This window comes from Aeromonas sp. R2-3 (assembly GCF_040908375.1).
Lineage (GTDB): Bacteria > Pseudomonadota > Gammaproteobacteria > Enterobacterales > Aeromonadaceae > Aeromonas > Aeromonas veronii.
In genome coordinates, this window is record NZ_JBFODP010000024.1 from 102,562 (window position 1) to 121,383 (window position 18,822).

At 61.9% G+C, this 18,822-nt stretch carries 16 protein-coding genes; 8 read left to right on the forward strand and 8 right to left on the reverse strand.

What is annotated here, in order from left to right:
- The first annotated feature begins 32 nt into the window (after positions 1–32).
- The 3 genes from rarD (at position 33) to AB5Z02_RS12400 (ending at position 3,961) form a co-directional block, all read left to right on the forward strand.
- Positions 33–929 carry an EamA family transporter RarD gene (gene rarD / locus AB5Z02_RS12390; RefSeq protein ID WP_111900971.1) on the forward strand — a complete coding sequence of 299 codons (897 nt, stop codon included), beginning with the start codon at positions 33–35 and terminating at the stop codon, positions 927–929.
- 180 nt (positions 930–1,109) lie between these two features.
- Positions 1,110–2,729 (forward strand): methyl-accepting chemotaxis protein, encoded by a 1,620-nt coding sequence (locus AB5Z02_RS12395; protein ID WP_368216078.1) that lies wholly within the window; start codon positions 1,110–1,112, stop codon positions 2,727–2,729.
- Between the two features lie 122 nt (positions 2,730–2,851).
- Positions 2,852–3,961, forward strand: coding sequence for a YeeE/YedE thiosulfate transporter family protein (locus tag AB5Z02_RS12400; RefSeq protein ID WP_368216079.1), 1,110 nt, complete (start codon positions 2,852–2,854; stop codon positions 3,959–3,961).
- Between the two features lie 79 nt (positions 3,962–4,040).
- On the opposite strand, the gene ompA is transcribed toward AB5Z02_RS12400, so the two are convergent.
- The 6 genes from ompA to ilvG all read right to left on the reverse strand — a co-directional run bounded on the left by ompA (position 4,041) and on the right by ilvG (position 11,824).
- Positions 4,041–5,135 carry a porin OmpA gene (ompA, locus tag AB5Z02_RS12405; RefSeq protein WP_368216080.1) on the reverse strand — a complete coding sequence of 365 codons (1,095 nt, stop codon included), beginning with the start codon at positions 5,133–5,135 and terminating at the stop codon, positions 4,041–4,043.
- Between the two features lie 301 nt (positions 5,136–5,436).
- Positions 5,437–6,957, reverse strand: coding sequence for a threonine ammonia-lyase, biosynthetic (gene ilvA, locus AB5Z02_RS12410; protein WP_106844317.1), 1,521 nt, complete (start codon positions 6,955–6,957; stop codon positions 5,437–5,439).
- Positions 6,958–6,960: 3 nt separating this feature from the next.
- Positions 6,961–8,802 (reverse strand): dihydroxy-acid dehydratase, encoded by a 1,842-nt coding sequence (ilvD, locus tag AB5Z02_RS12415; protein ID WP_368216081.1) that lies wholly within the window; start codon positions 8,800–8,802, stop codon positions 6,961–6,963.
- A gap of 143 nt (positions 8,803–8,945) precedes the next feature.
- The gene (locus AB5Z02_RS12420) at positions 8,946–9,890 is read right to left on the reverse strand and encodes a branched-chain amino acid transaminase (protein WP_201930966.1); all 945 of its coding nucleotides are present in this window, start codon (positions 9,888–9,890) and stop codon (positions 8,946–8,948) included.
- 12 nt (positions 9,891–9,902) lie between these two features.
- Positions 9,903–10,181 (reverse strand): acetolactate synthase 2 small subunit, encoded by a 279-nt coding sequence (gene ilvM / locus AB5Z02_RS12425; RefSeq protein ID WP_005342011.1) that lies wholly within the window; start codon positions 10,179–10,181, stop codon positions 9,903–9,905.
- Positions 10,178–11,824, reverse strand: coding sequence for an acetolactate synthase 2 catalytic subunit (gene ilvG / locus AB5Z02_RS12430; RefSeq protein ID WP_368216082.1), 1,647 nt, complete (start codon positions 11,822–11,824; stop codon positions 10,178–10,180). Before ilvG ends, ilvM begins: the two co-directional genes overlap by 4 nt.
- 384 nt (positions 11,825–12,208) lie before the next feature.
- Between ilvG and AB5Z02_RS12435 the strand changes: the two genes are divergently transcribed.
- The 3 genes from AB5Z02_RS12435 to AB5Z02_RS12445 all read left to right on the forward strand — a co-directional run bounded on the left by AB5Z02_RS12435 (position 12,209) and on the right by AB5Z02_RS12445 (position 15,721).
- Positions 12,209–13,723 (forward strand): YifB family Mg chelatase-like AAA ATPase, encoded by a 1,515-nt coding sequence (locus tag AB5Z02_RS12435; RefSeq protein ID WP_043823222.1) that lies wholly within the window; start codon positions 12,209–12,211, stop codon positions 13,721–13,723.
- Positions 13,724–13,849: 126 nt separating this feature from the next.
- The gene (locus AB5Z02_RS12440) at positions 13,850–14,749 is read left to right on the forward strand and encodes an acyltransferase (protein WP_088870382.1); all 900 of its coding nucleotides are present in this window, start codon (positions 13,850–13,852) and stop codon (positions 14,747–14,749) included.
- 6 nt (positions 14,750–14,755) lie between these two features.
- Entirely contained in the window at positions 14,756–15,721 is a 966-nt protein-coding gene (locus AB5Z02_RS12445) for an acyltransferase (RefSeq protein ID WP_231721570.1), read from the forward strand.
- Here the strand turns inward: AB5Z02_RS12445 and AB5Z02_RS12450 are convergent.
- Together AB5Z02_RS12450 and AB5Z02_RS12455 are read right to left on the reverse strand one after the other, a co-directional pair.
- Positions 15,646–16,152 (reverse strand): DUF523 domain-containing protein, encoded by a 507-nt coding sequence (locus tag AB5Z02_RS12450; protein WP_231721569.1) that lies wholly within the window; start codon positions 16,150–16,152, stop codon positions 15,646–15,648. The two genes, AB5Z02_RS12445 and AB5Z02_RS12450, sit on opposite strands and share 76 nt — an antisense overlap.
- Positions 16,149–16,799: a DNA mismatch repair protein MutT gene (locus AB5Z02_RS12455; RefSeq protein ID WP_088870385.1), complete on the reverse strand. Its 651-nt coding sequence runs from the start codon at positions 16,797–16,799 to the stop codon at positions 16,149–16,151. Before AB5Z02_RS12455 ends, AB5Z02_RS12450 begins: the two co-directional genes overlap by 4 nt.
- Positions 16,800–16,873: 74 nt before the next feature.
- Between AB5Z02_RS12455 and AB5Z02_RS12460 the strand changes: the two genes are divergently transcribed.
- Positions 16,874–17,509 (forward strand): nicotinamidase, encoded by a 636-nt coding sequence (locus AB5Z02_RS12460; RefSeq protein ID WP_139400132.1) that lies wholly within the window; start codon positions 16,874–16,876, stop codon positions 17,507–17,509.
- A gap of 101 nt (positions 17,510–17,610) precedes the next feature.
- Positions 17,611–18,789, forward strand: a complete 1,179-nt coding sequence (gene pncB, locus AB5Z02_RS12465) for a nicotinate phosphoribosyltransferase (RefSeq protein WP_368216083.1) — start codon at positions 17,611–17,613, stop codon at positions 18,787–18,789.
- Positions 18,790–18,822: the final 33 nt, after the last annotated feature.

Below are 18,822 nucleotides of genomic sequence, written 5' to 3' on the forward strand. Positions count from 1 at the left end.
CCGCATCCAACGCTTCAGTAAAGGTCATCCGCATGCCGCAACAGATCCAGCGTCAGGGCGTCATCTACGCCCTGTGCGCCTATACCCTTTGGGGCATAGCCCCCATCTATTTCAAGACCATCTCTGCCGTTCCGGCCGCCGAGATCCTGACCCACCGGATGATCTGGTCCTGCGTGCTGCTGATGGTGCTCACCCTGGCAGGGCGCCAGTGGCACAAGGTGCAGGCGGTGCTGCGCCAGCCAAAAGTGCTGCTCACCCTGGCGTTTACCTCGATTACCGTCGGCGGCAACTGGCTGCTGTTCATCTGGGCCATCAACAACGGCCATATGCTGGATGCCAGCCTCGGCTACTACATCAACCCGCTGTTCAACGTACTGTTGGGAATGGTGTTTCTGAGCGAGAAACTGCGCCGCCTGCAGTGGTGGGCGGTGGCGCTGGCCTTTGCCGGCGTAGCCATCCAGCTTATCGCCTTTGGCTCCTTGCCCTGGATTGCGCTGGTGCTGGCGTCGAGCTTTGCCATCTATGGGTTGGTGCGCAAAAAACTGGCCCTAGATGCCCTCACCGGTCTGCTGATCGAAACCATGATCATGCTGCCGCCAGCGGCCATCTATCTGTGGGGCTTTGCCGACAGCCCCACCAGCCATCTCACCCAGAACGACTGGCACCTCAACCTGCTGCTGATCGCCGCAGGCGCCGTCACCACGGCCCCCCTGCTCTGCTTCACCGCCGCCGCGACCCGGCTCAAGCTCTCCACCCTGGGCTTCTTCCAGTACATAGGCCCCAGCCTGATGTTCATCCTCGCGGTCACCCTCTATGGGGAAGCGCTGGCGATGGACAAACTGCTCACCTTTGCCTGCATCTGGAGCGCGCTGGTGCTGTTCAGTCTGGATGGGCTGCGCAGCGGCAAAGCCGCGCCAAGCCGGACCTGACACCGCCTCACCACCATCGACCCCGGCTCATCAGCCGGGGTTCTTTTTCGTGCCACCAGCGGCCTTCTGACTGCAACCTCCCCTTCTCCAGAGCCGACTCGCCATCAACAGACCACACCCGAGTCTCACTATCCCGCCAGAGAGCTATGCTATCCATGAACGGAGCCGAATGGAGGCAACATGCTCAAGCACATTCACGACAGATCCCTGCTTTTTGGTCAGGTTCTGGGGATCATGGTCATTATCACGCTGATCTCCATCAGCTTTTTCGGGCTTTATTCGGTCCGGAGCGCAGCCGATCAGATGGGACAGGGGAAGGATGTGGTAGCCGATATTCTGCCGCCGCCCCTCTACCTCATCGAATCCCAGTTGCAGGTCTACACCCTGCTCCATGCCAAACCGGAGGAGCGGGAGGCCCTGCTGCAAACCCTCGCCCGGCTGCAGCAAGAGTTCGAGAGCCGCAACCGCTTCTGGCAAGAGAGCAGCCTGAACGAGCCCCTCAGGGAGCTGCTGCTGGGGGAGCAAAAAGTGCAGGGGGAGCTGTTCTGGCAGTTGCTCAACGACAGGTTTGTCCCCGCCATAAAGGCGGGGGATCTGGCACAGGCGGGCACGATTGCGACGCGCCTGCACACCCTCTATAACGCCCACCGGCTAGGGGTGGACGCCACCGTCATCCGCGGCAACGAGTATGCAGCCGAGCAGATGGCCCATCTCGCCAACACCACCCGACTCTGCTACGGACTGCTGTTGTGCGCCGCACTGCTGGGGGCTGGGCTCATCTTCTGGCTGGGACGCCCCACCCAACAGCGGCTGCTGGCCGCTGGCAAGGCCACCGCCGCCATCGCCGAAGGGGAGTTGAACCGCCCCATGCCAGAGCCGGGCCTCGACGCCATCGGCGAGCTGATCCGCCAGATCGGGGCCATGCGTGACCAGCTGGCAACCCTAGTGGAGTCGCTGCAGCGCAGCGCCAGTACGCTGGATGATCGCGCCACCAGCCTGACCGCCATGGCACAACGGCACACCGATGACAGTCAGGCACAGGTCGGGGCGGCCCACCATATCGAACAGGCCATCGAACAGCTCACCCACTCCATTGAACAGGCGGGTAGCCAGCTGCATCAGGTGGGGGAGCAAACCCTGCAGTCAGCAGAGCGGGCACAAGAGGCGACACTCGCCATCCACACCGTGGAACAGGTGATCGGGGAGCAAGTCACGGGAGTGAAGCAGGTCTCCCATACCATTTCGGATCTGGCTGGCCTCTCGCAGCAGATTGCCGGGCTGGCGGGCGCCATTCACGATATTGCGGAGCAGACCAATCTGCTGGCGCTGAACGCCGCCATTGAAGCGGCGCGGGCAGGTGAACAGGGACGCGGTTTTGCCGTGGTAGCTGATGAAGTACGCTCGCTGGCGACCCGCACCGGCAGCGCCACCACCGAGATCAACACCATCATCGGCAAGATCCAGGATGTCAGCCTGCGCGCCGCCAGCGAGATGGATACCGAGCTGGCCCGGGTCGAACAGGCGGTCACTCACACGATGACAGCGCGCCAGAGCGTCGCCCGGATCGCGCAGAGCTGCGAGGAGATCAACCAGCGCATCGCTCATGTCGATCAGTTGATGAGCGATGAGACCCGGCTGGTGCAGGGGATCCACCATCAGGTCGGGGAGATGTCGCGGTTGGCGGCCGAGGCCAACCAGAGCGCCAGTCAGGCCGCCGAAGAGGCGACCATGGTCGCCCAGCACGCCCGCATCCTGACCAGACAGACTCACCACTTCCATCTCGACACCACCCGCCATTGATCCCCGGCGCTGACGGGAGTCAGCGCTCCTCTTTTTCTCTGCACTGGTTAAATGGGTAGCATTAGACTCCGTGAGGGAATAGGATCCGCCCCTCTAAAAACCAACTGCAAGGATCAACTGACATGACTCGAAAATGGTCGCTCCCCATCGTGGCAATCGCGGGGGGAGCGTTACTCTGGCTTGGCAACACCTTTGGTATGAAATGGGCTCTGATGGCCCTGATCGGATTCGGATTCGGCTTCACCCTCTCCTTCAGTCGCTTCGGCATTGTATTCGGTTGGCGCGAAATGCTGACCAAGCGCAACAGCTACTATGTGCGGGTTCACCTGCTCACCATCGCCATCGAAATTCTGCTGTTCACCACCTTCCTCTCCTTTAGCCACGCCCTGTTTGGCGATGCCATGGTGGGCAACGTGATGGCTATCGGCATTCCCTTCATCATCGGTGCCTTCCTGTTCGGTATCGGCATGCAGCTGGCAGGCGTCTGCGCCACCGGCACTCTTTATTGCTGCGGTGAGGGGCAACCCCGCTTCTGGCTGGTGCTGATCTGCTACGGCATCGGCACCCTCATCAGCAACCAGTTCCGCCCCGAACTGGAGGCTACCTTCTCCAGCCATGTGGTATTAGCCCGGGATCTGACCGGCAATATCTGGAGCGGCATGCTGCTCAACCTGGCGCTGGTCGCCGCGCTGTTCCTGCTATTTCGCAACAGCGAACTCAAGCGTACCGGCGAGCTCAAGCCCCTCTTCAGCGGCGGCAATCTGTTCTGGCGCGATGGCCGCTTCACCGTGCTGACCGGCGGCATCATCATCGCCCTGCTCAACTCCACTGTCGTCGCCCTGCACGGCTCGGCCTGGACCATCACCGGCGCCGTCTATGACATGGCGCTGCGCGGCGCCTCCCTGTTCGGCCTGTTCGAAGGCAACCCCAAGCTGGCCCAGCCACTCTTCATCAATCCCATGGTCGGCATGTTCTGGCTCGGCATTCTGGGGGCCATGCTGGCGCGCTGTTTGAGCGGTGGCGGCAACTTCGCCCCGATGCGGATCGGCAACAGTCTGGCCTCCATCATCGGCGGCCTGTTGATGGGGATGGGCGCCATGTACGCCGCCTGCAACCTCGGCGGCTTCTTCGATGGCACCGCCTCTGGCAGCCTGCATGGCTGGGTCTGGATGCTGATGGCCCTCGCTGGCAGCCTGATCGGCATCCGCCTGCGCCCGCTGTTCGGGCTCTGAGGCACGACATCGTAAACACCCCATAAGAAACGGGAGGCCAAGCCTCCCGTTTTTACATTTATCGATCCCGTTGCTCTGCTTATTGGACAGGCTGGGAGACCCCTTCCAGATGGATTTCCACCCGGCGATCCGGTGCCAGACAGGCAATCAGCTCCTGCTTGGAGCGGCTGGCGCAGTTGTTGCCAGTAACCGGATTGGCCTTGCCACGCCCCTCGACCCGTACCTTGTCGGCATACAAGCCTTTGGATACCAGATAGCTGGCCACGCTCTGGGCCCGCTTCTCGGAGAGGGCCAGGTTGTAGTTGTCGGAACCGATGCGGTCGGTATAACCGATGACAGTTGCGACACCATCTTTCGGATTGGCCGCCACAATCTGGCTGAACAGGGCATCGAGCGCCTGATTGGCAGCCGGTTTCAGGGTCGCCTTGTTGAACTCGAACAGCACATCGGAACTCAGACTGAAGGTCTTGGGCTCAACCACGGCTACAGGTGCCGGTTCGGCTGCCGGAGCGGGCGCCGGTGCAGCAACCTCGCCACCTTGCTGACCGAAGCGATAGAGCATCCCGAACGAGATCAGGCCGTTATCCATCTCGATACCGGAGCGATCGAGAGACGCATCTCCCAGCGGCGTGGTGTACTGGTACTCCAGACGGGCTGCCCAATCACGATCGATGGCATATTCGGCACCCAGCGCACCAACGAAGGCGGCGCCATGCTTTTTACCGGTCTCGCTGGTATTGGCGAAGCTGATCTCGCTATCCGTCCAGGCATAGGCGCCGCCCAGTCGACCATAAAGATCGAGCACATTTGTTGCCGGGAAGCTGATCTTCATGGTGGCCTGAATCATCTGGCTCTTGGCTTCGGTATTGAGGGTATTGGCGCCAGTGCCAGAAGTGGTGTCGTATTTGCCAAGCCAGTCATAACCCAGCTCGAAGCCCAGGTTGGGGTTGAGCTGGTAACCGGCGAACAGGCCCAGACCCAGATCATCCGTGTTCTCGCTGGTATTACCCAACGTCTGGGCAATCGACTCGGCATACTGGTTGTGGTCAACGCCATAGTAATTGGACCAACCGGCCTTGCCACCGACATACCAGGTATTGTCCTGAGCGGCGGCCTGCACGGCTCCGGCCGCCAGCAAACCACTGACCAATACGGCAAGCATGGATTTATTCATATTTTCGCCTCTGCAATAAGTCGTTATGGGCGCCTGAGTGCGCACTTTCCCTGTGTGAAGCCGTCAGGCGGCCTCTCCGCTATTCAGGGTATCCCATCCGAACGCAGCCTCAAATGACCAAGCCATCAGGAGTGTGAGCTTGCCAGCAATATCCGGCGTAAAAATCACCTGTGTACCTATTCACACTATTTTGCCAGTTAAACCATGACGTTGCGTCGTACGGAGTGGACCTATCCACACGCAGCAATAGAAAATGGAGGCATAACGCCTCCCTCCCGACGAGTTGTTGCAGCCCCCTTGCTCAACTGGCCAGGAACAGCCGGTAGGCCGGGTCGTCGCTCACCTCTTTCCAGCCGTAACCAATCTCGCGCAGGTAGTCGTGGAAGGCGGCCACGTCCTCGTCCGGCAGCTCGAAAGCGCAGAGCACGCGGCCGTAGTCGGCACCGTGGTTGCGGTAGTGGAACAGGCTGATGTTCCAGCGACAGCCCAAGGTCTCGAGGAAGCGCATCAAAGCGCCAGGCTGCTCCGGGAACTTGAAGCTGTAGAGACGTTCACCAAGGGGCCGGGCCGGGCGGCCGCCAATCATATAGCGCACATGATTCTTGGCCAGCTCGCTCTCGGTCATATTGACCACCGGGTAGCCGTTGCCGCCGAGTTGATCGATGATCTGGCCCAGCTCCTCGTCACCGCCGGTGAGACGCACCGAGACGAACAGCGACGCCTGCTCGGCATCGGCATAGCGGTAGTTGAACTCGGTCACCATGCGCGGCCCGAGCTGACGGCAGAAGTCGAGGAAGGCCCCCTTGCGCTCGGGGATGGTCACCGCCAGCATGCCCTCGCGCTTCTCGCCAATCTCGCAGCGCTCCGACACGTAGCGCAGGCTGTGGAAGTTGACGTTGGCACCGGACAGAATGGCCGCCATCCGCCCCCCTTTCACCTGCTCCCGCTCGCTGTAGGCCTTGAGGCCTGCCAGAGACAGGGCACCCGACGGCTCGGCGATGGCGCGGCAGTCGTCGAAGATGTCTTTCAGTGCGGCGCAGATCTGGTCGTTGGAGACGGTCACCACCTCGTCCAGATACTGGTTGCAGAGGCGGAAGGTCTCCTCGCCGATACGCTTGACCGCCACCCCGTCGGCAAACAGGGAGACCCGCTCCAGATTGACCGGCTCGCCAGCAGCCATGGCTGCCTTGAGACAAGCGGAGCCTTCAGCCTCCACCCCGATCACCTTCACATCCGGCAGCAGCTGCTTGATATAGACCGCTACCCCGGCGGCCAGCCCGCCGCCGCCCACCGGCACGAACACGTGAGTGAGGTGGGTATCCTGCTCCAACAGCTCCTTGCCGATGGTGCCCTGCCCGGCGATCACCTCGACGTCGTCAAACGGCGGGATCAGGGTGTAGCCCTCCAGCGTGGCGAGGCGGCGGCTCTCGCCGTAGGCCTCGTCGAAACTGTTGCCAAACAGCATGACGTTGCCGCCCTGCCGGCGCACCGCATCGATCTTGATATCCGGCGTGGTCTTGGGCATCACGATGATCGCCTTGATGCCGAGCTTGGCGGCCGACAGGGCGACCCCCTGGGCGTGGTTGCCGGCAGAGGCTGCGATGACACCGCGCGCCTTCTGCTCCTCGGTCAGGGTGGCGATCTTGTGGTAGGCACCGCGCAGCTTGAAGGAGTGGACCGGTTGCAGATCCTCCCGCTTCAGGCTGACGTGGTTGCCGAGCCGCTCGGAGAGTTTCTTCAGGGTTTGCAAGGGGGTGACCCGCGCCGCCTCATAGACGGGGGAGAGCAACACCTTGCGTAGATAATCCGCCGCAGAGACCATGATTTATTCCCCCAGCATCGAGCGATCGCGCACCGCGCCTTTATCAGCGCTGGTGGCGAACATGGCGTAGGCGCGCAGGGCAAAGGAGACCTGACGCTGACGATCGAGCGGCTTCCAGCCACGGGCTTCAACGGCAACACGGCGGGCAGCCAGCACGCTGTCGGCCACCTCCAGCACCATGCTGCGGGCCGGGATATTGATGCTGATGATGTCGCCATCCTCCACCAGACCTATGGTGCCGCCGGAAGCAGCCTCCGGCGAGACGTGGCCGATGGAGAGACCCGAGGTACCGCCGGAGAAGCGGCCATCGGTGATGAGGGCACACGCCTTGCCGAGTCCCATGGATTTTAGATAGGTGGTGGGGTAGAGCATCTCCTGCATGCCCGGACCCCCTTTCGGCCCTTCGTAGCGGATCACCACAACCTCGCCCGCTTTCACGGTACCGTCAAGGATGCCGCTCACCGCGCTCTCCTGACTCTCGAATACCCGGGCCGGGCCACGGAAGGTGAGGTTCTCTTCATCCACTCCGGCAGTCTTGACGATGGCACCGTTGACCGCGAGGTTGCCGGAAAGCACGGCAAGGCCGCCCTCCTGGCTGTAGGCGTTATCCAGCGAGCGGATGCAGCCTTCGGCTCTGTCCAGATCCAGCTCCGGCCAGCGGCAATCCTGACTGAACGCCTTGGTGGTGCGGATACCGGCAGGGCCGGCGCGGTAGAAGTCCACCACCTCCTGACTGGGCTGGCGGCTGACGTCATATTCATTGAGCTGTTCGACGAGGGAGCAACCCAGCACGGTACGGGTATCTCCATGCACCAGACCCGCTTTTTCCAGCTGGCCCAGAATGGCGACCACACCACCGGCACGGTGCACATCTTCCATATGGTACTTCTGGGTGGAGGGTGCCACCTTGCACAGTTGGGGCACCTTGCGGGACATGCGGTCGATGTCGGCCATGGCGAAGTCGACACCCGCCTCCTGCGCCGCCGCCAGCAGGTGCAGCACGGTATTGGTGGAGCCACCCATGGCGATATCCAGCGCCATTGCGTTCTCGAACGCCGCCTTGGTGGCGATGTTGCGCGGCAGTGCCGAGGCATCGTCCTGCTCATACCAGCGCTTGGCCAAAGTCACGATGCGCTGACCCGCCAGCTTGAACAATTGCTCGCGGTCGCTGTGGGTCGCCAGCAGGGAGCCGTTGCCCGGCTGGGAGAGACCGAGCGCCTCGGTCAGACAGTTCATGGAGTTGGCGGTAAACATGCCGGAGCAGGATCCGCAGGTGGGGCAGGCGCTGCGCTCCACCTGCTCGCTCTGGGCGTCGGAGACCTTGGGATCGGCGCCCTGGATCATGGCGTCCACCAGATCCAGCTTGATGATCTGGTCGGAGAGCTTGGTCTTGCCCGCTTCCATCGGGCCGCCGGAGACAAAAATGACCGGGATGTTGATGCGCAAGGCGGCCATCAGCATCCCCGGGGTGATCTTGTCGCAGTTGGAGATACAGACCATGGCATCGGCGCAGTGGGCATTGACCATGTACTCCACCGAGTCGGCAATCAGCTCCCGCGATGGCAGGGAGTAGAGCATGCCGCCATGGCCCATGGCGATGCCGTCATCCACGGCGATTGTGTTGAACTCCTTAGCAACGCCGCCTGCGGCCTCGATCTCACGCGCCACCAGCTGGCCCAGGTCCTTGAGGTGGACGTGGCCCGGCACGAACTGGGTGAAGGAGTTGACCACGGCGATGATGGGCTTGCCGAAATCCTGATCGGTCATTCCGGTGGCACGCCACAGGGCGCGGGCCCCGGCCATGTTACGTCCGTGGGTGGTGGTGGCGGATCTCAACTTCGGCATGTCTCTACTCCCTGAATGCCCATATGGGCTCGATGCGTTATGCGGTGATGATACGAGTGGATCGGAATCGATCCTGGTGAGCACTCCTCTGAGAAGCTCTCACCGGAAGCGACTCGGGGAGGCATGGTGCCTCCCCTCCCTCATCAGTCGTTGACGGGCGTCAGCCAACCCCACTTGTCCTCGGTCTTTCCATTGAACAGGCCGAAGAAGGCGTTCTGCAGCTGCTCGGTCACCGGGCCACGGCTGCCAGCCCCTACCTTCATCCGATCGACGGAGCGCACCGGGGTCACTTCGGCGGCGGTGCCGGTCATGAAGATTTCGTCTGCAACATAGAGCGCCTCGCGGGGCAGCGCCTGCTCGCGCACCTCGTAACCCAGATCCCGCGCCAGCGTCATGATGGTGTCGCGGGTGATGCCCGGCAGGATGGCGGCGGTAGCAGGCGGGGTAAACAGCACGCCGTTCTTCACCAGAAACAGGTTCTCCCCCGCCCCTTCGCTCAGGTAGCCGTTCACATCCAGCGCCAGCCCCTCGGCAAAGCCGTTGCGCTTGGCCTCACGGCTGATCAACTGGGAGGACAAATAGTTGCCCCCCGCCTTGGCGCCGGTGGGGATGGTGTTGGGAGCGAGCCGGTTCCACGAAGTAACGCAGACATCCACCCCGTTTTTCAGCCCCTCCTCCCCCAGATAGGCGCCCCAGGGCAGGGCGGCTACCATCAGGTCGGCCTTGGCATCCAGCGGCGGATGCAGCCCCAGCCCCACGTTGCCGACAAAGGCCAGCGGGCGCAGGTAGCCGCTCTTCAGGCCGTTCTCGCGCACCACTGTGCGGCAGGCTTCATTCACGTCGGCCTCGCTGTAGGGAACGTCCATCCAGTAGATTTTGGCGGAGTCGAACAGGCGGCGGGTGTGCTCCTGCAGACGGAAGATGCAGGTGCCTTTGGGGGTATCGTAGGCACGTACACCCTCGAACACCGAGGAGCCATAGTGCAGGGCGTGACTCATCACGTGCACCTGGGCATCCTGCCAGGGCACCAGTTTGCCGTTGAACCAGATGTATTGGGGGTGAGTGGCAGATTGGGAAGGCTGTGACATTGGCTTGGCTCCTTAAGCTCTGATCCGGGGTTGCTGTTCCAGTGCATCGACCCGGGAGACGTCCACCAGCTTCACCAGCTGGCTCCACAACTGCTGGATGGGACGCACCGACTCGACAGTAACCGTGATCCGCAGCTGTTGGCAATCCTGCTCCATATTCAAGGCGCAGAGATTGAAGCCGCGGTGGCGCACCACCCGCAGCACCCGCTCCATCACTTCCGGTCTGGGCTGGGCGTGGATATGCAGGGTGTGTTGTGCAAATGCTGGCTGGGCAAGGGTGTGCGGGTTCATGGGCGTTGCTCCATCATCTGGTGGTTGGCGACTCCCGGCGGAACCAGGGGCCAGACGTTTTCTTCCTCTGAAATGGCCACATGCAGCAGGTAGGCACTCTCGCTTGCCAGCAGGCGATCGAGGGCTCCGGATATCTGCTCCTTGCATGTGATGGTCTCACCCGGAATGCCGAAAGCGGCAGCCAGGGCGACGAAATCGGGGTTGTCGGAGAGGATGGTCTCGCTGTAGCGGCCGTCGAAGAACAGCTCCTGCCACTGGCGCACCATGCCGAGGCGCTGGTTATCCAGCAGCACCATCTTCACCTTGAGCCGGGCCCGGCGGATGGTGCCGAGCTCCTGCACGTTCATCATGAAAGAGCCGTCACCGCTTACCAGCACCACTTCATCCTCCGGGCGCGACATCTTGGCGCCGATGGCGGCGGGCAGACCGAAACCCATGGTGCCGAGACCGGCGCTGGAGAGGTGGTTGCGCGGGCTGGTGAAACGCATGTGCTGGGCCACCCACATCTGGTGCTGACCCACGTCGCAGGCGACCACGCTGCTCTCCGGCAACCTGGCAGATAGCTGTTTGAGCAGAGCCGGGGCATAGATGGCCTGACCCGGATGGTCGTAGCGAAACGCATATTCGCGGGCCATGGCGGCGCAGTGTTCACGCCAGGGGGCGATGTCGAGAGTCATGGCGAGGCGCGGCAGCACCTGTTTGAGATCCGTGGTGATCCCCACCTCGGCGGCGCGGCGCTTGCCGAACTCGGCAGCATCCACATCGAGATGGATCACCTTGGCCTCGGGAGCGAACTCCTCCAGCTTGCCGGTCACCCGATCATCGAAACGAGCACCTACCACCAGCAGTAGATCGCACTGCTGCACCGCATAGTTGGCCGCCTTGGTGCCGTGCATGCCGAGCATGCCCAGATAAACAGTGCTGTCGGGATCGAGCGCCCCTATCCCCTTGAGGGTGGTGACTGCAGGCATGCCGGTGGCGGCGGCAAACTCGCGCAGCTGCTGCTCGGCATTGGCCATGCCCACCCCACCGCCAACGTAGAGCACCGGGCACTTGGCGGCGGCCAGCAGGGTGCGGGCAGCAGTCAACTCCGAGGGGTTGAGCGCCTCCGGCTCCTCCACTGCAAACAGCGGGCTCTGGGGCGGCACCGCGGCCAGTTGCACATCCTTGGGGAGATCGATCAGCACAGGACCGGGGCGCCCTTCGGTGGCGATGGCGAAAGCCTCTGCCAACACGCGTCCCAGATCGGCGGCATCAGTCACCATGAAGGAGTGCTTGGTGCAGGAGAGGGACATGCCGAGCACGTCGACCTCCTGAAACGCATCGGTACCGATGGCTGAACAGGGCACCTGACCGCTGATGGCCACCAGCGGCACCGAATCGAGCAGCGCCTCCGCCAGACCGGTCACCAGATTGGTGGCGCCGGGGCCGGAAGTAGCGATGCAGACCCCCACCTGACCGGAGGCGCGGGCATAACCGACCGCGGCCATGGCGGCACCCTGCTCGTGGCGGCAGAGCTGATGGGCCAGACCACCGTCATACAGAGCATCGTAGACCGGCATGATGGCCCCGCCCGGGTAACCAAACACCTGGGTCACACCCTGTTTCTTGAGAGCCTGTACCAAAAACTGCGCGCCGTTCATGTGGAAAATCCTGTCCTTTGGTCGAAAAAAAACCCCCGAGCTGTGAGGCTCAGGGGTCGCTTGTTTCGTTCTGTCCGGTGGTGGGTCTATCCCTTGTTCCGTGCAGCTAAACGAGCCCCGAGCGGTGAGATAATAATCACCACTAGGACCACAATAATGCTGACGAAACGGGAGGCCATGTTCATAGTTACAACCGGAAATCCTGTGAAATTGGGGCGGTTTCTACCGCGAATGACTATTAGAACTAGCACGGTGATTTTTATTGGGCAAGCCTTTTTTCTGTGACAACCCACTGATTTTGGCTATTCCCCAGCCGGAACTCTGGAATAAAAAACCAACAACAAGCAGTTAGTCAGAACATATATCAACTCAAGGACGGGATTTATGTCATTAGCTGTGGTTTATAGCCGTGCCAGCCTCGGGATCGCGGCCCCGCAAGTTACGGTGGAAGTTCACCTCTCCAACGGCCTGCCCGCCTTCAACATGGTCGGCCTGCCGGAAACCTCGGTGAAAGAGTCGCGGGATCGGGTGCGCAGCGCCCTACTCAACGGCAACTTCGAGTTCCCGAGCAAACACATCACCGTCAATCTGGCCCCCGCCGACCTGCCCAAGGAGGGTGGCCGTTTCGATCTGGCCATCGCCATCGGTATTCTTGCCGCTTCCAAGCAGATACCTGCAAAATATCTGCTCGATCACGAATTTTTAGGGGAATTGGCCCTGACCGGAGAGATCCGTCCTGTGCTCGGGGTGCTGCCCGCCGTGCTCGCCTGCCGGGATGCGGGTCGCACCCTGCTGGTACCGCGAGAGAACGGCCCCGAAGCTTCCCTCATTCAGGATGCCGAGGTGCGCACCGCCCATCAGCTGCTGGCCGTCACAGCTTGGCTGGCGGGCCAGTACGAACTGCCGCTGCCGGATCCCCAAAACGCGGAGAGCCTGCCCGATGTACCGGATCTGCAGGATGTGATCGGCCAGTCACAGGCCAAGCGGGCGCTGGAGATCGCCGCCGCCGGCAGTCACAACCTGCTGTTCATCGGCCCGCCCGGCACCGGCAAGAGCATGCTGGCAAGCCGCTTGCCCGGCATCTTGCCACCGCTGAGCGAACAGGAGGCGCAGCAGACCGCCGCCATCCACTCCATCGGTGGCCTCACCCCACGCGCCGGTCACTGGCACCACAGGCCATACCGCACGCCGCACCACAGTGCCTCGGCAGTGGCGCTGGTGGGAGGCGGCAGCCACCCACGGCCAGGCGAAATTTCGCTGGCCCACAACGGGGTGCTGTTTCTGGATGAATTGCCCGAGTTCGAGCGCAAGGTGCTCGACTCCCTGCGCGAGCCGCTGGAGACGGGCCACATCACCATCAGCCGGGCCGCCCGTCAGGTCGATTTTCCCGCCCGCTTCCAGCTGGTGGGCGCCATGAATCCCAGCCCCTGCGGCCACTATGGTGACGGCCAGACCCGCTCCAGCCCGGATCAGATCCTTCGCTACCTCGGCAAACTCTCCGGCCCCTTTCTCGACCGCTTTGACCTGACGGTGGAGGTGCCACTGCTGCCCAAGGGGAGCCTGACCGGCAAGGCGGAGCGGGGGGAGTCGAGCCAGCAGATCCGCGATCGGGTACTGGCGGCACGGGAGCGCATGCTGAGTCGCAACGGCAAGCTCAACAACCTGCTGGATAGCCGTGAGATAGAGGATATTTGCCGACTATCACCACAAGATGCCGAATTTTTGGAGAATGCCATTCAGAAGCTGGGGCTCAGTATCCGGGCCTGGCATCGCATCCTGCGGGTGTCACGCACCATCGCCGATCTGGCCGGGCAACCCGCCATCGGCAAGGAGCATCTTATCGAGGCGCTCGGTTATCGCGCCATGGACAGGCTGCTGTCGCGACTGCGCAGCAGCTGACAGAAGGGAAAGGGTGAGTCCAACCCCGTAAAGGCTCTGAATGGTCTCACGGGCAATCGGCTGATATTATGGCCACAGATCTGACCACTTGATGGCCCTTTATCGACAGCAAGACGGACCCGACTCATGCCCAACAAGCTGACAGAGCGACTGCGCGGCAGCCTCTCCACCCTGCTCTATTTTTTCAACACCCTCTTCTGGTTTGTCCCCATCTTTTCGCTGGGCCTGCTCAAGCTCCTGCTCCCCCTCAAGGGGTGGCGCACCCTCTGCAACTGGCTGCTCGATGGCTGTGCCAGCTGCTGGATAGGTTTCAACAATCTGATCCAGAAAACCATCATAAAAACCCCTTTCGAGGTGGTCGGAGTGGACAAAGGGCGCCGGAATGAGTGGTATATGGTGATTGCCAACCATCAATCCTGGGTCGACATACTGGTACTGCAGCGGGTTTTTAACCGAAAAATCCCCTTCCTGAAGTTTTTCCTCAAGAAAGAGCTGATTTGGGTACCTTTTCTCGGTCTGGCATGGTGGGCGCTCGACTTCCCCTTCATGCGGCGATATTCCCGGAAATTTCTGGAAAAGCATCCCCATCTGAAGGGAAAAGACATAGAAACAACCCGTAAGGCCTGCGCCAGGTTCCGCCACATTCCGGTGAGTGTGATGAACTTCGTCGAAGGCACCCGCTTCACCGGCAGCAAGCATCAGAAGCAGGGCTCGCCCTATCGTCATCTGCTACTCCCGAAAGCGGGGGGCATCGCCTTTACTCTGGCCGCCATGGGTGATCAGTTGCATCAACTGGTGGATGTCACCATCGCCTATCCGGACGGCATCCCCAGCTACTGGGACTTCATGTGTGGCCGGGTCGGGCAAATCAAGGTTCAGGTCCGCTATTTGCCGATCGACCGCAAGCTGGTGGGGGATTACTTCAATGACCCCGAGTTCCAACAAGAGTTTCAACAGTGGTTGAACGGGATCTGGCACGAAAAGGACCAGACCCTGAGCCAACTGCTGGCAACCAAGGCGCAGTAAACATTCATGCTATCCCTGCTTCCCGGCCCGCTGGTGCTGATCATCAGCGCGGGCCTGACCATCCTTTTCACCGCCTTGTGCGCCAGTCTGATCCTGCTGGTGTCGCTGGCCAAACTGCTGCTGCCGATCCCGGCCTTTGGCCGCGCCTGCAGCCGCCTCAACAACCGCTTCATGCGTCTGTGGCTGGCCTGCAATGCGCTGGTGATCCGCCTCACCACCCGCATTGACTGGCAGGTGGAGGACAATACCAAGCTGCGCAAGGATGGCTGGTATCTCATCATCAGCAACCATATGAGCTGGACCGATATCGTGGTGCTCGGCCACCTGTTCCGCGACCGGCTGCCGGTGCCCAAGTTCTTTATGAAGCACGAGCTGATCTATATCCCGCTGTTGGGGCTCGCCTGCTGGGGGCTCGATATGCCCTTTATGCGTCGCTACTCACGGGAGTTTTTGCTGAAGAACCCGCACCTGCGCGGCAAGGATATCGAGACCACCCGCAACGCCTGCGAGAAGTTTCGCCACATCCCCACTACCGTCATCAACTTCGTGGAAGGAACCCGCTTCACCGAGCAGAAACGGGATGCGGCCCGCTCCCGCTACCGCCATCTGATGCCCCCCAAAGCGGCGGGGCTGGCCTTTACGCTGGCAGCCATGGGCGAGCAGTTCGACAGCCTGATCAACGTCACCATCCGCTATCCGGACAACGCCGAGACCCCGTTCAAGGACTTCCTGATGGGGCGGGTAAAACGCATTCAGGTGCGGATTGAGGAGCTGCCGGTGAATGAACAGCTGATAGGAGATTACTTCAACGACAAGCAGTTCAAGCGCGGTTTTCAGGAGTGGCTAAACCAGCGCTGGCAGGAGAAGGACGAGGTGCTGGAGGGGTGGCAGAGCGGTCAGGTGCCGCTGCCAGTTGCCGCCAAATCCGGGGATGAATCCAAAGAGAGCGCAGAAGCCAACTCGGCCAACTGATCTTCGGAAAAGACTGCAATCCCGTGGCGGCGCAGCAGGGCAGTGGTCTTGCCCTCGCCCGCTACAGAAACACCTTCAAAGCGGCCGTTATAGATACGGCCGCTGCCACATGAGGGGCTCCCCTCTTTCAGCAGGGCGAAGCGAATGCCCTGCGCCTGACAAATAGCCAACGCCAGCTCGGCGCCGCGATCAAACTCTTCAGTCACATCCAGCCCGCTCGCCGTCACTACACGCTCGCCCTGCCGCTCGGCAGGAGGACGCGGGGTCGGCAGACCGCCCGCCACTTCGGGACAGAAGGCCAGCGCCCGCCCCTCGGCACCCAGCTCACTCAGCCAGTCGCTGACAATCTCCTTGCTCTGACCGTCGTAACGCACCGGCTGACCCAGCAAGCAGGCACTCACCAGCACCTTGTGCACGCTGGTATCACTCATGCTTCCGCTCCATGCATCACCTGATCGAACATCACGCAGCAGGGACTCTCCAGCCGATAGAGAATGGCGGGGCGCTGTTTGCCGGTACGCTTGCGACCGGTATCCACCAGAATGTCGGCGCGATGGATCCGCTTGCGAAATGCCGCCGTATTCATGGGGGTCTGCAGGATGATTTCGAAGGCGCGCTGCACCTCGGAGAGGGTGAACTCGGGCCCCAGTAGTTGCAGCGGCAGGGTGCTGTAGCGGCTCTTAATCCGCAGCCGCTCCAGCCCCTTGGCGATAAGCTGGACATGGTCGAAGGCGAGGCTCAGCCCCGGCAGGTTGGCGAGCGGATGCCAGCAACCGTGGATCGCCTCCACTTCCGGATCCACCAGACAGAGATAGACCAGGGTCGTGGACCAGCCGCGGGGATCCCGCTCCAGATTGCCGAGGGTGCAGACCTGCTCGCTGTAGCAGTGACCGAGCCCCCACTCCACCAGCAGGCGGCGCTGGGCGGCATCAAGATCCCGATCCCGGGTCTCGTCGATGCGCAGCGCAGGCAGTTGCCAGCAGTGGGCAAAGGGGGGGCGATCGCGGGTCTCGAGCAGCAGTTCGAGCCGCTCCTCATGCAACCGCAGCACCACCATATCCAGACTCATTCTCAGCATGCCGATCGCCCTGCTCGCCTTCCATTAATGTTTGGTAGATAATATCACACGAATAGTATGTGCAGGAGCCAATCATGGGAACCGTCGCCAGCCTGGATATTGATGCGCAGAAGGGCTTTACCCCCCTCTGCCCGAACGAACTGCCCGTTGCGGGCGGTGATGATATTGTGGCTGCGCTAAACGCTCAGGCCACCCTCGCCACGCTGCGGATCGGCAGCAAGGACTCTCACCCCGCCAATGCCGACTGGGCCGTTTCTGACCCCGCCGGCATGCTGCTGCCGCTGGATCTGCCCAACGCCGACCTCACCTGGCCGGTGCACTGCGTACCGGGCAGCAAGGGCTTCGAGCTGCTCGACGGCCTGCCCGCTCCCATCGACTATGACTTCTTCGTCTGGAAGGGGGTCGAACCGGATCTCCATCCCTACGGCACCTGCTTCCACGACCTGGCCGAACGGCGCAGCACCGGACTCATCGAATTCCTGCAAACCCGCAAGGTCGATACCGTACTGGTCGGCGGCCTCGCCACCGACTACTGTGTCAAAACCAGCGTGCTGCAACTGCGCCGCGCCGGTTTCCGGGTGATCGTCCATCTCGATGCCTGCCGTGGCATCGCGCCCGCGACGGTTGCCAGCGCCCACACCCAGATGATTGAGGCTGGCGCCGAACTGGCCCAGACCCTGATCGATGTACAACGCCTGCTGGACGCCTGATATGCCACCGATTCTTACCAGCCTGCTCGACACCGATGCCTGCACGTTACATATGCGGCAGGGGAGCTCCATCGTGCTCACCAGTCTGCGAGGAGCCTGATATGCCCCCAATCCTCACCAGCCTGCTCGACACCGATGCCTACAAACTGCATATGCAGCAGGCGGTGTTCCATCGCTATCCGGATGCCGAGGTGGTGGCCGAGTTTCACAGCCGCAATGAAGAGGATCTGCTGCCCATGATGGGGCAGATCGAGGAGCAACTGCGCCTCGCCGGTTCCCTGCGACTGACCAGGCCAGAGCTCGATTTTCTGGCCGAGCGTCCCTTCTTCACCTCTGACTACCTCGACCACCTGCGCCGCAAGCCACTCGATGCCTCGCTGCTCAAAGTGTTCGAGCAGGATGGCCGCATCAATGTGCGGGTCGAGGGGCCCTGGCAGGATGTGATCCTGTGGGAAATCCCGGTGCTCGCCATCATCAGCGAGATGCGCAACCGCTTCCGCTACCCCCAGTTCGGCGTCAGCCACGCGCTGGAGCGGCTCGATCAGAAGATCGACAAGCTGGAGAAGGAGCTGAGCAGCGACGAGATGAGCGAGTTTAACCTCATCGACTTCGGCACCCGCCGCCGCTTCTCTCACGCGGTACAGGATGCGGTAGTGGGCCGCCTCAAGGAGCGGCTGCCGGCGTTTCGCGGCACCAGCAACTACATGCTGGCCCAGAAGTACAAGCTGCCCGCTGTCGGCACCCAGGCCCATGAGTGGTTCCAGGCACACCAGCAGCTCGGCTTCCCGCTGGAGCACAGCCAGCGCGCCGCCCTGACCAGCTGGCTGGACGAGTTCACCGACCATCTCGGCATCGCCCTGACCGACTGCATCACCATGGATGCCTTCCTGCGCGACTTCGACTTCGAGCTGGCCAGCAGCTATCAGGGCTTGCGCCACGACTCCGGCGATCCCGTGGTGTGGGGCGAGAAGGCGATCAGCCACTATCAGCGCCTCGGCATCGACCCCACCGACAAGACCCTGGTCTTCTCCGACGGGCTCAACCTCGACAAGGCGGTGCAGCTGTTCCGCCACTTCCGTGGCCGCATCAATACCAGCTTCGGCATCGGCACCAAGCTCACCTGCGATCTGCCCGGTGTCAGCCCGATGAACATCGTCTTCAAGCTGATCGAGTGCAATGGCGGCCCGGTTGCCAAGATCTCCGACAGCCCGGGCAAAACCCTCTGCCGGGATGCGGAGTTTATCCGCAACCTCAAACAGGCGTTCCACGTCGGGGTCTGATCTTCCCGACAATCAGAAAACAAAAAGCCCGCC

Excerpts from the sequence above, each read along its gene's own strand:
- ilvD (WP_368216081.1), bottom strand. The coding sequence starts at position 8,802 with ATGCCGAAGTTGAGATCCGCCACCACCACCCACGGACGTAACATGGCC.
- AB5Z02_RS12440 (WP_088870382.1), top strand. The coding sequence starts at position 13,850 with ATGCCCAACAAGCTGACAGAGCGACTGCGCGGCAGCCTCTCCACCCTG.
- AB5Z02_RS12395 (WP_368216078.1), top strand. The coding sequence starts at position 1,110 with ATGCTCAAGCACATTCACGACAGATCCCTGCTTTTTGGTCAGGTTCTG.
- AB5Z02_RS12400 (WP_368216079.1), top strand. The coding sequence starts at position 2,852 with ATGACTCGAAAATGGTCGCTCCCCATCGTGGCAATCGCGGGGGGAGCG.
- ompA (WP_368216080.1), bottom strand. The coding sequence starts at position 5,135 with ATGAATAAATCCATGCTTGCCGTATTGGTCAGTGGTTTGCTGGCGGCC.
- ilvM (WP_005342011.1), bottom strand. The coding sequence starts at position 10,181 with ATGAACCCGCACACCCTTGCCCAGCCAGCATTTGCACAACACACCCTG.
- AB5Z02_RS12445 (WP_231721570.1), top strand. The coding sequence starts at position 14,756 with ATGCTATCCCTGCTTCCCGGCCCGCTGGTGCTGATCATCAGCGCGGGC.
- AB5Z02_RS12455 (WP_088870385.1), bottom strand. The coding sequence starts at position 16,799 with ATGCTGAGAATGAGTCTGGATATGGTGGTGCTGCGGTTGCATGAGGAG.
- ilvG (WP_368216082.1), bottom strand. The coding sequence starts at position 11,824 with ATGAACGGCGCGCAGTTTTTGGTACAGGCTCTCAAGAAACAGGGTGTG.
- pncB (WP_368216083.1), top strand. The coding sequence starts at position 17,611 with ATGCCCCCAATCCTCACCAGCCTGCTCGACACCGATGCCTACAAACTG.
- AB5Z02_RS12420 (WP_201930966.1), bottom strand. The coding sequence starts at position 9,890 with ATGTCACAGCCTTCCCAATCTGCCACTCACCCCCAATACATCTGGTTC.
- AB5Z02_RS12435 (WP_043823222.1), top strand. The coding sequence starts at position 12,209 with ATGTCATTAGCTGTGGTTTATAGCCGTGCCAGCCTCGGGATCGCGGCC.
- rarD (WP_111900971.1), top strand. The coding sequence starts at position 33 with ATGCCGCAACAGATCCAGCGTCAGGGCGTCATCTACGCCCTGTGCGCC.
- AB5Z02_RS12450 (WP_231721569.1), bottom strand. The coding sequence starts at position 16,152 with ATGAGTGATACCAGCGTGCACAAGGTGCTGGTGAGTGCCTGCTTGCTG.
- ilvA (WP_106844317.1), bottom strand. The coding sequence starts at position 6,957 with ATGGTCTCTGCGGCGGATTATCTACGCAAGGTGTTGCTCTCCCCCGTC.
- AB5Z02_RS12460 (WP_139400132.1), top strand. The coding sequence starts at position 16,874 with ATGGGAACCGTCGCCAGCCTGGATATTGATGCGCAGAAGGGCTTTACC.